This window comes from Cryobacterium glucosi (assembly GCF_004402235.1).
Classification (GTDB): Bacteria; Actinomycetota; Actinomycetes; order Actinomycetales; family Microbacteriaceae; genus Cryobacterium; species Cryobacterium glucosi.
Genome location: NZ_SOFS01000019.1, coordinates 173344 through 185766, shown reverse-complemented (window position 1 = coordinate 185766; position 12423 = coordinate 173344). Strand labels below are relative to the sequence as shown.

The 12423-nt window shown below is 68.1% G+C and carries 12 protein-coding genes; 4 read left to right on the top strand and 8 right to left on the bottom strand.

The annotated features are described in order from the left end of the window. Positions 1–93: 93 nt before the first annotated feature. From E3O46_RS09425 to E3O46_RS09410, 4 genes are all read left to right on the top strand, one after another. Positions 94–738 (top strand): DNA-directed RNA polymerase subunit beta, encoded by a 645-nt coding sequence (locus tag E3O46_RS09425; protein WP_134450007.1) that lies wholly within the window; start codon positions 94–96, stop codon positions 736–738. Positions 739–939: 201 nt separating this feature from the next. After that, positions 940–1524, top strand: a complete 585-nt coding sequence (locus E3O46_RS09420) for a sigma-70 family RNA polymerase sigma factor (protein WP_241975328.1) — start codon at positions 940–942, stop codon at positions 1522–1524. Beyond that, positions 1521–2426 (top strand): anti-sigma factor, encoded by a 906-nt coding sequence (locus E3O46_RS09415; protein WP_134561603.1) that lies wholly within the window; start codon positions 1521–1523, stop codon positions 2424–2426. Before E3O46_RS09420 ends, E3O46_RS09415 begins: the two co-directional genes overlap by 4 nt. A gap of 20 nt (positions 2427–2446) precedes the next feature. Then, entirely contained in the window at positions 2447–3334 is an 888-nt protein-coding gene (locus E3O46_RS09410) for an aminodeoxychorismate lyase (protein ID WP_134561602.1), read from the top strand. 30 nt (positions 3335–3364) lie between these two features. Here E3O46_RS09410 and pstB read toward each other — a convergent pair whose 3' ends face one another. From pstB to E3O46_RS09370, 8 genes are all read right to left on the bottom strand, one after another. Further along, positions 3365–4144 carry a phosphate ABC transporter ATP-binding protein PstB gene (gene pstB, locus E3O46_RS09405; RefSeq protein WP_134450011.1) on the bottom strand — a complete coding sequence of 260 codons (780 nt, stop codon included), beginning with the start codon at positions 4142–4144 and terminating at the stop codon, positions 3365–3367. Between the two features lie 37 nt (positions 4145–4181). Then, on the bottom strand, positions 4182–5282 hold the full coding sequence (gene pstA, locus E3O46_RS09400; protein WP_134450012.1) for a phosphate ABC transporter permease PstA: 1101 nt from the start codon (positions 5280–5282) through the stop codon (positions 4182–4184). Continuing rightward, positions 5282–6226 carry a phosphate ABC transporter permease subunit PstC gene (gene pstC, locus E3O46_RS09395; protein WP_134450013.1) on the bottom strand — a complete coding sequence of 315 codons (945 nt, stop codon included), beginning with the start codon at positions 6224–6226 and terminating at the stop codon, positions 5282–5284. The genes pstA and pstC overlap by 1 nt, the downstream gene beginning before the upstream one ends. Before the next feature lie 162 nt (positions 6227–6388). Next, the gene (pstS, locus tag E3O46_RS09390) at positions 6389–7486 is read right to left on the bottom strand and encodes a phosphate ABC transporter substrate-binding protein PstS (protein WP_134450014.1); all 1098 of its coding nucleotides are present in this window, start codon (positions 7484–7486) and stop codon (positions 6389–6391) included. Between the two features lie 158 nt (positions 7487–7644). Beyond that, a complete protein-coding gene (locus E3O46_RS09385; RefSeq protein WP_134450015.1) occupies positions 7645–8595 on the bottom strand; it encodes an NUDIX hydrolase in 951 nt (316 codons plus the stop codon). Continuing rightward, entirely contained in the window at positions 8592–10766 is a 2175-nt protein-coding gene (locus E3O46_RS09380) for an RNA degradosome polyphosphate kinase (RefSeq protein ID WP_134450016.1), read from the bottom strand. The genes E3O46_RS09385 and E3O46_RS09380 overlap by 4 nt, the downstream gene beginning before the upstream one ends. Before the next feature lie 56 nt (positions 10767–10822). Then, positions 10823–11737: a mycothiol synthase gene (gene mshD, locus E3O46_RS09375; RefSeq protein WP_198413711.1), complete on the bottom strand. Its 915-nt coding sequence runs from the start codon at positions 11735–11737 to the stop codon at positions 10823–10825. Beyond that, positions 11712–12404: a winged helix-turn-helix transcriptional regulator gene (locus E3O46_RS09370; protein WP_241975327.1), complete on the bottom strand. Its 693-nt coding sequence runs from the start codon at positions 12402–12404 to the stop codon at positions 11712–11714. The genes mshD and E3O46_RS09370 overlap by 26 nt, the downstream gene beginning before the upstream one ends. Positions 12405–12423 lie beyond the last annotated feature (19 nt).

The window sequence follows — 12423 nt, the reverse complement described above, 5'->3', positions numbered from 1 at the left end:
GGAGGGTCCCCTCACGGACGGATTCGCCCCGCGAGGCCCCACCAGACACGCACCCAACACGCACGAGTCACGCACGAGACACGGAGGATTCGATTGGCAGAGGACTTCCACAAGCCCACCCAGTTCTCGGGCAGCAAGTTCGAATCCTTCGAGGGTGGCCAGGATCCGGCGGCAATCAGCCGCGTCGCGCACGAGACCGCTCATGCACTGCTCGCCCGGGTGCGGAACGACCCCGATCCCGAGGTCGTCGAGCGCCTCGTCGCGTACACCGACGAACACGGTATCGACGCGGTCGCCGAGCTGTGGTCGCGCGCAACGCCGCGCAGCCTGCCCGGCGCGCTGTGGCGGATCTACCTCGTCCGCCTGCTCATCCGCCAGGATCCTGAAGGCACGTCGTTCCTCTACCAGCGCGGCACCGAGGTCACCGTGGCGATCGACCCCGTCATCGCCGGAGCCGCCGCGCCGACCGGACCCGCTGAGATCATCGCCCTCGCCGACCAGATCCTCCGCGGCATCTTCACGGGCGACTTCGCCGTCGCGCTCGACCGTGCCGCGGCGTTCTGCCGGGTCATCGCAAGCGGATGCGCGAGTGTCGCCGACGACCTTGACGCGACGGAACTCGCCGCATCGGGGGTGTCCCGCGCCTCAGAGCTGACCACTCGCGCCCTGCGGTTCTCGACGACGGCCCAGGAGTTCGGATCGTGCGCCCGGTTGTGGCGCAGCGATTCGCTCGACTAGGAATAAACATCCGTCCTCGTCGTTTACACTGGATGCTGGTCGGGCCGCAGTAACCCCGGGCTCCAATATTCGCCGCTCTGAGCGGCCTCGCGCCGAGAGGCGTTCTGCGGCCCGGCCTTCAGCCTTTTCTGACCAATCCATTTCGTGTTCGGCGCCGAACACTAGTCATGGAACGGGATAAGACCTGACATGCTGGTTCTCATGACTGCTGACTTCGCCGCTGACACCGAGTCGACAGCGCCTCCCTCAAAAGAGGAGCTGCTTACCCGGGTCGCCACTGGCGACCAGGCGGCCTTCGGGGAACTGTACGACCAGATGGCCCCTCGGGTGCTCGGTCTGGTCAAGCGCCTGCTCATCGACCACGCCCAGTCGGAAGAAGTGACCCAGGAGATCTTCCTGGAGATCTGGCAATCGGCGACGCGGTACGAGCCGGCGCGTGGCGGGGCTTCCACCTGGATCATGACCATGGCGCACCGTCGTGCGGTCGACCGGATCAGGTCGTCGCAGGCCGGCCGCGACCGGGACACGAAGATCGGCATCCGCGACCTCGCGGTTGCCTACGACGACGTGTCCGAGACCGTAGAAACACGAATCGAGCATGAAAGGGTGGAGAAGGCGATGTCCAGACTGACCGAACTGCAACGCCAGGCGATCAGTCTTGCCTACTACGGGGGCTTCAGCCAGAGCGAAGTCGCCGCCCAACTGCATATCCCGCTCGGGACCGTGAAGACGAGGCTCAGGGACGGGCTCATCCGCCTTCGCGACGAACTGGGCGTGGCATCATGACCGGCACCGAGAACACCGGCACCCCGGAGCGCAACCCCGGCGAGCTGTCCGGCGCCTACGCGCTCAACGCCCTCGAGGCCAGGGAGCGCGCCGCCTTCGAGGCGCACCTGGAGTCCTCCGAAGAGGCCCGAATCGAGTCCGCCGAACTGAGCGACACGGCGGTGGCCCTGGGTCTCGCGACCGCCCCCGTGCAGCCCTCAGCCGCCCTCAAGGCGTCGCTGATGGCGAAACTCTCCTCGACCCCGCAACTCGCCCCCCTCGCCGGGCCGGCGAGCACCCGGACAACAGCACCGGCAGCGGATGCCGCCCCCGCGGCTCCCGGCCTCGCCGCCGTCCCGCCCGTTCCCCCGTCCGCAGCCGGCGTGGGCAGCCGCTCGGGTTCCGGCGCGAGCGCAGCAGAGCGGGCCAGAAAGCGCTGGTTCCAGCGCCCCGCGAGCCTGCTGGCCGCTGCGGCCGCTGCGGTCGCCCTGTTCATCGGCGGTACCTTCGTCGGCCTGGGACTGGCCGGCACCTCGGGCACGTCCGATTCCTTCGCGGCCCAGCAGGCGGCATCCCTCGCCCAGCTCAACGCGGCACCCGACGTGCAGCGCGCCTCGGCGACGACCGCGGACGGCCACCAGGCCACCCTGGTCTGGTCCGATACGAGCAGCCTTTCGGCGCTCGTCGTCGACGGCCTGCCTGCGCTTTCCGGCGACAAGGACTACCAGCTCTGGTACATCGGAGCCGGGGGAGCGGTCTCGGCCGGTCTCCTCGACACGAGCGTCAGCGCGAGCGGCGGAACCGCCTGGCGGGTCCTCGACGGCAGCCTCACCTCAGGCGACACGATCGGCATGACCGTGGAACCCAAGGGCGGCTCGAAGCAACCCACCACGACGCCGATCGTGGCCATCCAGAGTTCCTGATCCGCAACTAGGCTCGGGGCATGACGCTGCCATTCACCCTTCTGATCGACCCGGTGCCCGCCGATTCCGCCCAGGCGGACTTTGCGGGCACCTTCCACGAGATGGATTCGGCCGCTCCGGCTCTCCGGGTGGGGGAGCTGAGCACCCAGCGCGGTGACGGCATCTTCGAGACCCTCAGCGTCGTCGACGGGCACCCGCAGGAGGTCGAGGCGCACATCACCCGCCTGAGGCACTCGGCGGAGATCTGCGACCTCCCGGTGCCGAACCCGGCGCAGTGGCGAGAGGCCATCGCCTACGCGGTGGCGCGGGTTCCGCACGAGGGCGATCTCGCCCTCAAGTTCGTACTCAGCCGCGGCGTCCAATCCGGGCCTGCACCGACCGCGTGGCTGCACGCGACCCGCGCGCCGGACCACTCCGCCGCGCGCGAGAACGGGGTGCGGGTGATCACCCTCGACCGCGGGTACCCGCGCGGGGTCGCCGAGGTCGCCCCGTGGCTGCTGATGGGTGCGAAGACACTCAGCTACGCGATCAACATGGCCGCCCTCCGCGAGGCGCGGCGCCGTGGGGCCGACGACACGATCTTCCTCACGCACGACGGCTACGTCATGGAGGGCCCGACGTCGAGCGTGGTCATCCGTTCGAACGGCGTCTACGTGACGCCGGCGCCGAGCGGTGCGATCCTGCACGGCACCACCCAGCAGAGCCTCTTCGAGCACCTCAGGGAGCAGGGCGAACCGGTGGAGTACCGCGACATCACGGTCGCGGAGCTGCGGGCGGCGGATGCCGTCTGGCTGTTGTCGAGCATCCGCCTGGTCGTGGCCGTGACCGAACTCGACGGCCTGCCGCTCGCGACCGACCTGCCGCGCACCCGCGTCTTCAACGCGTACCTGCTCGGCCGCACCGACTAGACCGCCGAAGCGGTCGGGGCAGGCGCGGGTTTAGCCGAAGCGACCGGAGACGTAGTCCTCGGTCGCCTGCACCGACGGGTTGGAGAAGATCGTCGTGGTGTCGTTGTACTCGATGAGCTTGCCCGGCTTGCCGGTGCCGGCGATGTTGAAGAAGCCGGTGCGGTCGGAGACCCGGGATGCCTGCTGCATGTTGTGCGTGACGATCACGATCGTGTATTCGGCCTTCATCTCCTCGATGAGGTCCTCGATCGCGAGGGTGGAGATCGGGTCGAGGGCCGAGCACGGCTCGTCCATCAGGATCACGTCGGGCTGCACGGCGATCGCACGGGCGATGCAGAGCCGCTGCTGCTGGCCGCCGGAGAGGCTCGAGCCTGGCTTGTCGAGGCGGTCCTTGACCTCGTTCCAGAGGTTGGCGCCCTGGAGGGACTTCTCGATGAGGGCATCCGCGTCCGACTTGGAGATGCGGCGGTTGTTGAGCTTCACGCCGGCGAGGACGTTGTCGCCGATCGACATGGTCGGGAACGGGTTCGGCCGCTGGAACACCATGCCGACCTGGCGGCGCACGAGTACCGGGTCGACGCCGGGGCCGTAGAGGTTGTTGCCGTCGATGAGCACCTCGCCCGTGACGTAGGCGCCCGGGATGACTTCGTGCATCCGGTTCAGGGTGCGGAGGAAGGTGGACTTACCGCACCCGCTCGGCCCGATCAGGGCGGTCACCGTGCGGGGCTCGATCGTCAGCGTGACGTTTTCGACAGCGAGGAACTTGCTGTAATAGACGTTGAGGTCGTTGACTTCAATGCGCTTGGACATGTGATCCTTCGAGTTGCGGCCAGCGGCCGGGTGGAGCCTAGCGGCCGAGCTTGGGGGAGAAGATTCTGGCGATGAGCCTCGCGAGGCCGTTCAGGAGCATGACGATGAGCACCAGGGTGAGTGCGCCGGCCCAGGCCCTGTCGAGATACGCCTGGGTGTCCGTGCCCTGGTTCGCGTACTGGGTGTACACGAACACCGGGAGGGTCATCATCCGCTGGCTGAACAGGTCGTAGTTCATGCTCGCCGTGAAGCCGGAGATGATCAGCAGCGGGGCCGTCTCGCCGATGACCCGGGAGATCGAGATCATGATTCCCGTGACGATGCCGGCGATCGAGGTCGGAAGCACCACCTTGAGAATGGTCAGCCACTTCGGCACGCCGAGGGCGTATGCGGCCTCGCGCAGCTCGTTCGGCACGAGTTTGAGCATTTCCTCGCTCGAGCGCACCACGACCGGGATCATCAGCACCGAGAGAGCGATGGCACCGCCGAAGCCGAAGCGGATGCCCGCATCCTGGAACAGCAGGGAGAAGAAGGCGAAGGCGAACAGGCCTGCCACGATCGAGGGGATGCCGGTCATCACGTCCACGAAGAAGGTGATTGCCTGGGCCAGCCGGCCGCGTCCGTACTCGGTGAGGTAGATAGCGGCGAGCAGGCCGATCGGCACCGAGATGAGCGTGGCGACGCCGGTGATCTCGAGGGTGCCCATGACGGCGTGCAGGGCGCCGCCGCCCGCGCCGACGACGTTGCGCTGCGACTCGGTGAAGAACGTCGGGGTGAGGAAGGCCGGCAGCCCGTTGACGACCGTCGTGAAGACCAGTGAGATCAACGGCAGCAGTGCGATCACGAAGGCGGCGGTGACGAGGGCGGTGACGAGGCGGTCCTTCGCCCGGCGCACGCCTTCGACGGCGTAGGAGAGCGCGTAGATGGCGACGCAGTAGAGCACTGTGCCGAAGAAGACCGTGCCGACGATGTTGAAGCCGGAGGTGGCCCCCGACAGCTGGAGCACCAGGAAGACCGCTCCGGTGACGATCCAGCTTGCCAGCAGGACGTAGAGCGTGGAGTTCCTCGGCAGCTTGCCGGCGGCGTATGCGTTGGCCTGGGGCGTGTTCGCGGCCCGGGTGGCGGTCGTGCTGCTCATCAGTTCGCTCCCGAGAAGGCCTTGCGGCGGTTGATGATGTAGCGGGCGATCATGTTGACCGCGAGGGTGATGACGAAGAGGATCAGGCCGGTGGCGAGGAGGATGTTCACGCCGACGCCGTGCGCCTCAGGAAAGTTCAGGGCGATGTTCGCGGCGATGGTCGTCGGGTTCTGCGAGGTCAGCAGTTGGAAGAGCACCGTCGGGCTCGGCGAGAGCACCATCGCGACCGCCATCGTCTCGCCGAGGGCGCGGCCGAGGCCGAGCATCGAGGCGGAGATGATGCCGGAGCGGCCGAAGGGAAGCACCGCCATTGAGATCATCTCCCAGCGGGTGGCGCCGAGGGCGAGGGAGGCTTCCTCGTAGAGCACCGGAGTCTGCAGGAAGATCTCCCGGCAGAGTGCGGTGATGATCGGAAGCACCATCACCGCGAGCACGATGGCGACGGTGAGGATGGTGCGCCCGGTGCCGGAGACCGGTCCGGCGAAGAGCGGGAACCAGCCGAACCAGTCGACGAGGTTCGCGTAGAACGGCTGGACGAGCGGGGCCAGCACGCCGATGCCCCACAGGCCGAAGACCACGGACGGCACGGCGGCGAGGAGGTCGATGACGTAGCCCAGGCCCTGGGCGATCCGCCGGGGGGCGTAGTGCGAGATGAAGAGGGCGATGCCGATCGCGAGCGGGATCGCGATGATCATGGCCAGCAGTGCCGACCAGAGCGTGCCGAAGGCGAGCGGCCAGACGTAGGCCCAGAAGTTGGTGAAGCCGCCGCTGAAATCGGCGGGTGCCGCGACGAAGGCCGGCAGGCTCTGGACGAGCAGGAACCCGGCGACGGCGGCGAGCACGGCGAGGATCAGGCTGCCGGCGACGACGGTCGCCGTTGAGAAGATCACATCGCCGGGACGCTGGGGGGCGCGGATTCGATCGCGGGCAACTACGGAGGTCATGCCGGGCGTCTCCCTGAGGTTCGGGTGGTGAAGCGAAAACGATGCGCGGTCCGGGGGCCGTACACCCCAGTCTGCCCGGTCCGGGCCGCTGATACGACGCGGGCCCGGGCCGGGCAGACTTCGGTGGAGCTGGTAGTGCGGGTCGTGCCGGTGAAACGGGTGTTACTTGACGGTCGCGAGAACCGCGGCGACCTTGTCGGCCAGGTCGGTCGAGAGCGGCGCTGCGCCACCGGCGGATGCGGCGACCTTCTGGCCGTCAGCACTGGCCATGTACGTCACGTACGCCTTGACGAGCTCGCCCTGGGCGGGCTTGGCGTATTCGGTGCAGACGACCGCGTAGCTGACCAGCACGAGCGGGTAGTGCGTCGCGTCGGTCGTGGTGCGGTTGATCTTGATGGCGAGGTCGCTCGCGTCGCGGCCCGTGACGAGCGGGGACTCGGCGACGACGGCGGCCGCGGCTTCCGCGGTGTAACCGACGAAGGTGTCGCCGACCTTGATCTTCGCAACGCCGAGCTTGCCGGCCTTGGATGCGTCCGCGTAGCCGATCGTGCCGACGCCGTTGGTCACGGCGTCAACGACACCGGAGGTGCCCTTGGCGCCTTCGCCGCCCTGGATCGGGAATGCGTCGGCTGCCTTGTCGGTCCACACGGTCGGTGCGGTCTGGAAGAGGTAGTCGGTGAAGTTCTTCGTGGTGCCCGAGTCGTCCGAGCGGTGCACGGCGGTGATCGCCGTTGCCGGAAGGGTCACGCCGGAGTTGAGCGCGGCGATGGCCGGGTCGTTCCAGGTCGTGATCTCGCCGCGGAAGATGTGCGCGAGGGTTGCGGAGTCGAGCTTGAGGTCCGTGACGCCGGCGACGTTGAAGATGACCGCGATCGGGGAGATGTAGACGGGCAGGTCGACGGCCTTGGCGCCGGCGGCGCAGGACGCGAACGTTCCGGCGAGCTCGGTGTCGTTGAGCGCGGAGTCGCTGCCGGCGAAGTCGGAGCCGCCCGCGATGAAGGTGGAGCGGCCCGCGCCGGAGCCGGACGGGTCGTAGTTGACCGTGACGTTCGGGTTGGAGGTCTGGAACGCTGCGATCCAGGCTTCCTGGGCGGAGCCCTGGGCGGACGAGCCGGCGCCGGTGAGCGTTCCGGTCAAGGTGCTGGTCGTCGCTGCGGTGGTGCTCGAGCCGGTTCCGGCTTCGTTGGAGGCACACGAGGACAGTGCGAGAGCGGCGGCGACGGCGATGACTGCGGGTCGGCCAAAACGCTTGAGATTCACGAATTTTCCCTTTCGAGGGTTGACAGCAGTGAAACTGACTGCAGGGCGGGGCCGGTGCTGGCCCCGGTCAGACGATAATCCGACGGCTTAACGACACCCCCTCCGGAAGATGAACGGAAGGTTAACGTGAACGGGCTGTTCGGCGGGCCGGCGGGCCCTCAGACGCTCGGTCGGTAGGTTTCGATGCCGAGGATCCCGGCGCTCGGGTTCTCGCGGGACAGGTGCACGACGGAGAACGATCCGATGTCGAGGTGGGAAGCCTCCTCGATGTAGAGGCCGAAGGTGCTCCCCGTGGCGAGCGCGATCTCGTGCAGGATCTCGGGCAGCACCGGGCCGTGGCTGCAGATGACGGCGGTCTTGCGGGAGCGGATGCGCTTGCCGATGCCGGCGCGGACATCCGCTACGCCCTGTTCGAAGGCATCCTGGCTGAAGAGCTCCGTGCGCTTGATCGGGATGCCTGTCGCGGCCGCGAGCGGGGCGACGGTCGTGATGCACCGGGTGGCCGTGCTCGAAACGATGCGGCGCGGGCGCCACGCCGCCACGGTCGGCACGAGTTCGACGGCCTGGGCGACGCCGCGTTCGGTGAGGGGACGGGTGCTGTCCGGGCCGGCCCAGCTTGAACCGGTGACGGCCTTGCCGTGCCGGAGGGCGATGAGGGCGAAGGTCGTCGTCACGCCCCTGTCGACGAGTTCGGCGAAGGCGTCGATGATCTCGACGTCCTGCGCGTAGCTGAGGTAGCTGCGTGCCTTTTTGATCGTGACCCATTCGATCGCCGCGATCTCGCTGTTCGGCACGAAGGTCGAGCGCTGGATCTCCTCGGGGTGCACCTCGGCGGCCCAGTACTGCACGATCTTTTCCCTGCCGTTGCCGAGCGAGTACCGCGATTCGCCGAGCGGCACGCCCAGGGCGACCGCGAGTCCGGTTTCTTCCTCGATCTCCCGCACGGCCGTCTGCGGCAGCGTTTCGCCGGGGTCGACCTTCCCCTTGGGGATGGTGACGTCGCCGTAGACCGTGCGGTGCACGAGCAGGACGTTCATCTTGCCGTCGATCAGGCGCCAGCAGACCGCACCGGCAGCGTGGATCGCTCCGTTCGGGAGGACCGCACTCATCGGCGACCCGTCGGCCGAACGCGTCGGGAGATCTGCTGCATCAATCGGTCCTGCATGTCGTCGAGCGGCTTTCCGGAGTCATCGAGGTGGTGGCGGGTCCATTCGCCGGTGTTGTCGAGCCACCAGGATGCCGTGCGGTCGTCCATGGCGCGGTTGAACAGCCCATCGATCTCCGTGAGGTGATCGGGGTCGACGAGGCGCACAAGGGCCTCGACGCGTCGGTCGAGGTTGCGGTGCATCATGTCGGCGCTGCCGATGTAGACCTGGGTGTCCCCGCCGTTGTGGAAGGAGAAGATCCGGGAGTGCTCGAGGTAGCGGCCGAGGATCGACCGCACCTTGATCGTCTCGCTGACCCCGGGGAGGCCCGGCGTGAGGCTGCAGATGCCGCGCACCCAGACCTCGACGGGGACCCTGGCCTGGCTGGCCCGGTAGAGCGCGTCGATGATGGCCTCGTCGACCATCGAGTTGACCTTGATGCGGATGCCGGAGGGCTTGCCGTCGAGGGCGGCCTGCGTCTCCTGGTTGATCGCCTTCAACAGCCCGCGACGCAGGTGCAGGGGCGCGACGAGAAGCCGCTTGAACTTCTTCTCGATCGCGTACCCGGAGAGCTCGTTGAACAGGCGGGTCAGGTCCTTGCCGACCTGGGGGTCCGCGGTCAGCAGGCCGAGGTCCTCGTAGAGCCTGCTGGTCTTCGGGTTGTAGTTACCGGTGCCGATGTGGCTGTAGTGCCGCAGCACGCCGTTCTCGTTGCGCACGACGAGGGCGAGCTTGCAGTGCGTCTTGAGGCCGACGAGGCCGTAGACGACGTGCACGCCGGACTTCTCGAGCTTGCGTGCCCAGGAGATGTTGGCCTGCTCGTCGAAGCGGGCCTTGATTTCGACGAGGGCGAGCACCTGCTTGCCGGATTCGGCGGCAGCGATGAGAGCCTCGACGATCGGGCTGTCGCCGGAGGTGCGGTACAGGGTCTGCTTGATCGCGAGCACGTCGGGGTCGGCGGCCGCCTGCTCGAGGAATGCCTGCACACTCGTCGCGAAGGACTCGTACGGGTGGTGCAGCAGGATGTCGCGGCGCGCGATCGAGCTGAAGATATCGGGCTCGGCGTTCGGCTCTGGCGCGAGGAGCTGAACGGCCGTGGTCGGGACATGCTTGACGTAGCGCAGGTCCGGGCGGTCGACGCGCAGGTCGAACAGTCCGCCGAGATCGAGCGGGGCGGGCAGCCGGTACACCTCCTGCTCGGTGACGTCGAGTTCGCGCACGAGCAGGCCGAGGGTGACCTCGTCCATGTCCTCGGTGATCTCGAGGCGGATCGGCGGGCCGAACCGGCGACGGAGCAGTTCCTTCTCGAGGGCCTTGATCAGGTTCTCGGTCTCGTCTTCCTCGATCTCGACGTCCTCGTTCCTGGTGACCCGGAAGACGTGGTGTTCGAGGATGTCCATGCCGGGGAACAGGTCGCCGAGGTGGTTGGCGATGAGGTCCTCGAGCATGATGAATCGCACGTTGTCGAAGCCCTCGCGGCGGTCGACCCGCACGAAGCGCGGCAGCATGGTCGGCACCTTGAGCCTCGCGAACTCCTGCTTGCCGGTCTTCGAGTTGCGTACCCGGACGGCGAGGTTGAGGGAGAGGCCGGAGATGTAGGGGAACGGATGCACCGGGTCGACCGCGAGGGGCATCAGCACCGGGAAGATCTGGTTGGAGAAGTAGTCGCGGAGCGAGCGGTGGTCGGCCTCGTCGAGGCTGTCCCAGGTGGCGATGTGGATGCCGGCGGCCATCATGGCCGGGCTGACGAGGTCCTGGAAGGCGCGGGCGTGCCGGTCCTGGAGCACATGCGCCATCGCCGAGATGTCGGAGAGGGCGTCCTGCGGTGCGGTACCGATGTTCGTCGGCACGGCGAGTCCGGTCAGGATGCGGCGCTTGAGTCCCGCGACGCGGACCATGAAGAACTCATCGAGGTTGCTCGAGAAGATGGCGAGGAAGTTCGCGCGCTCGAGAACCGGGAGCAGTGGGTCCTCGGCGAGTTCGAGCACCCTCTGGTTGAACGCGAGCCAGCTCAATTCCCGGTCGAGATACCGGTTGGTGGGGAGTTCCGGGTCGTCCTTGCCGGTCAGGGGATCGAAATCGTCATCGAAGTCGCTTCCGAGACCCGATTCGTCCTGAATGTTTTCGCCGTCCATGAGTCCATCCTGACACCGCAGGACCTGCCGGTGCGACGGTTCCGGGTGAACAGTGCCTATCGGGTTCGGCGGCGGTACTGGACGTCGACACTGCGATCGGTGAATCCGAGGGACCGATACAGCCGCACGGCAGGCACATTGTCGCCCTCGACGTAGAGCGTCGCGCTGGTCGCCCCGCGCCGGCGCAGACGCTCGAGCCCCGCGGTCATCAGCCGGCGTCCGAGGCCGTGCCCGCTCCACTCGAGGCTCACCCCCACCACGTAGATCTCACCCTCGGCTGCTCCCGGCTCGATCTTCAGCCAGTTGTAGCCGACCAGGGCGTCGCCGACGCGGGCGACGAGGAAGTCGCCCGCGTCGAACCAGGCCTCGTTCATGCGGTCGGCGAGGTCGGCCGCTGTGATGCCGCCCTGCTCCGGGTGGGTGGCGAAGGTCCGCGCGTTCAGGGTCACCCAGGCGTCCGCATCCGTGTCGGGGTCGAAGGCGGCGATCACGATCGCGTCGTCCTTCTCCCGGGCGGAAGCCCCCTCCGGGGTGGCGGATGCCGGGGGAGCGGACGAGGCGTCGAGCGCCAGTTCCAGCTGGAGCAGTCGACGGACGGCGTCGAAGCCGAAGCGCCCGGCGAGGGCGCGGGCCGCCGGGTGATCGCCGTGCGCCCAGGCGGTCAGGCCGTCCGGCGCATCCACCGCGTACGCGGGATCGCCGAAGAGCTCGGTCAGGGCCGCGGTGGCGTGGCCGTGCCTGCGGAACCCGGGGTGCACGACGAGGTCGAGCTCACCAGAGCCGAGGACGAGGGCTCCGACGGCGGCGTCGCCGTCGCGAAGCAGAAAGGGAGCGCGGCGCCCGGCCGCAAGATCGAGGGTGGCCTGCTCGTTGAGCGGGGCATACCCGTCGACGCGTTCGGCGGCATCCGTCACCGCGGCCCAGGAGAGCGCGAAGGCGTTGTCGTCAGGCCCGTGCGACGGACTGATCACGCACGGCCTCTGGTTCCTGCACATTGAAGCGGTATCCGACGTTGCGCACGGTGCCGATCAGGGATTCCTGGTCGCCGAGCTTGGCGCGGAGGCGGCGGACGTGCACGTCGACCGTGCGGGTACCGCCGAAGTAGTCGTAGCCCCAGACCTCGCTGAGCAGCTGCTCACGCGTGAAGACCCGGGAGGGATGGGCCGCGAGGAAGCGGAGCAGCTCGAATTCCTTGTACGTGAGGTCGAGCGGTCGGCCGTAGACCTTCGCGGAATAGCTCGCCTCGTCGATGACGACACCGGCGGCGCGGATCAGCGCGGACTCCTCGGCCCGCGGCGTGCGGCCGGCGGCGAGGCGGATGCGGGCGTCGACCTCGGCGGGACCCGCCGTGTCGAGGATGACGTCGTCGATGCCCCAGCCGGGGCTGACCGCGGCGAGGCCGCCCTCGGTGATCACGAGCAGCAGCGGGACCTGACTGCCCGTCGTCTGCATGATCTGGCACAGCGACTTCGCGGCCATCAGGTTGGTGCGGGCGTCGACGAGGATGACATCGGAGTCCGGGGCGGTGATGAGCTGGTCGGGCTGGGCCGGAATGACGCGGATTCCATGCGAGAGCAACGCCAGCGCCGGCAGGACCTCCCCGCCGACCGCGGAGGTCAGGATCAATAATTGCGCCACGCGGGCCCTCCAACCATTG

What these genes read in the sequence shown, in the direction of transcription:
- E3O46_RS09380 (WP_134450016.1), bottom strand. Translation starts at nt 10,766, where the DNA reads ATGGACGGCGAAAACATTCAGGACGAATCGGGTCTCGGAAGCGACTTC.
- E3O46_RS09415 (WP_134561603.1), top strand. Translation starts at nt 1,521, where the DNA reads ATGACCGGCACCGAGAACACCGGCACCCCGGAGCGCAACCCCGGCGAG.
- pstA (WP_134450012.1), bottom strand. Translation starts at nt 5,282, where the DNA reads ATGAGCAGCACGACCGCCACCCGGGCCGCGAACACGCCCCAGGCCAAC.
- pstC (WP_134450013.1), bottom strand. Translation starts at nt 6,226, where the DNA reads ATGACCTCCGTAGTTGCCCGCGATCGAATCCGCGCCCCCCAGCGTCCC.
- pstB (WP_134450011.1), bottom strand. Translation starts at nt 4,144, where the DNA reads ATGTCCAAGCGCATTGAAGTCAACGACCTCAACGTCTATTACAGCAAG.
- E3O46_RS09410 (WP_134561602.1), top strand. Translation starts at nt 2,447, where the DNA reads ATGACGCTGCCATTCACCCTTCTGATCGACCCGGTGCCCGCCGATTCC.
- E3O46_RS09420 (WP_241975328.1), top strand. Translation starts at nt 940, where the DNA reads ATGACTGCTGACTTCGCCGCTGACACCGAGTCGACAGCGCCTCCCTCA.
- E3O46_RS09385 (WP_134450015.1), bottom strand. Translation starts at nt 8,595, where the DNA reads ATGAGTGCGGTCCTCCCGAACGGAGCGATCCACGCTGCCGGTGCGGTC.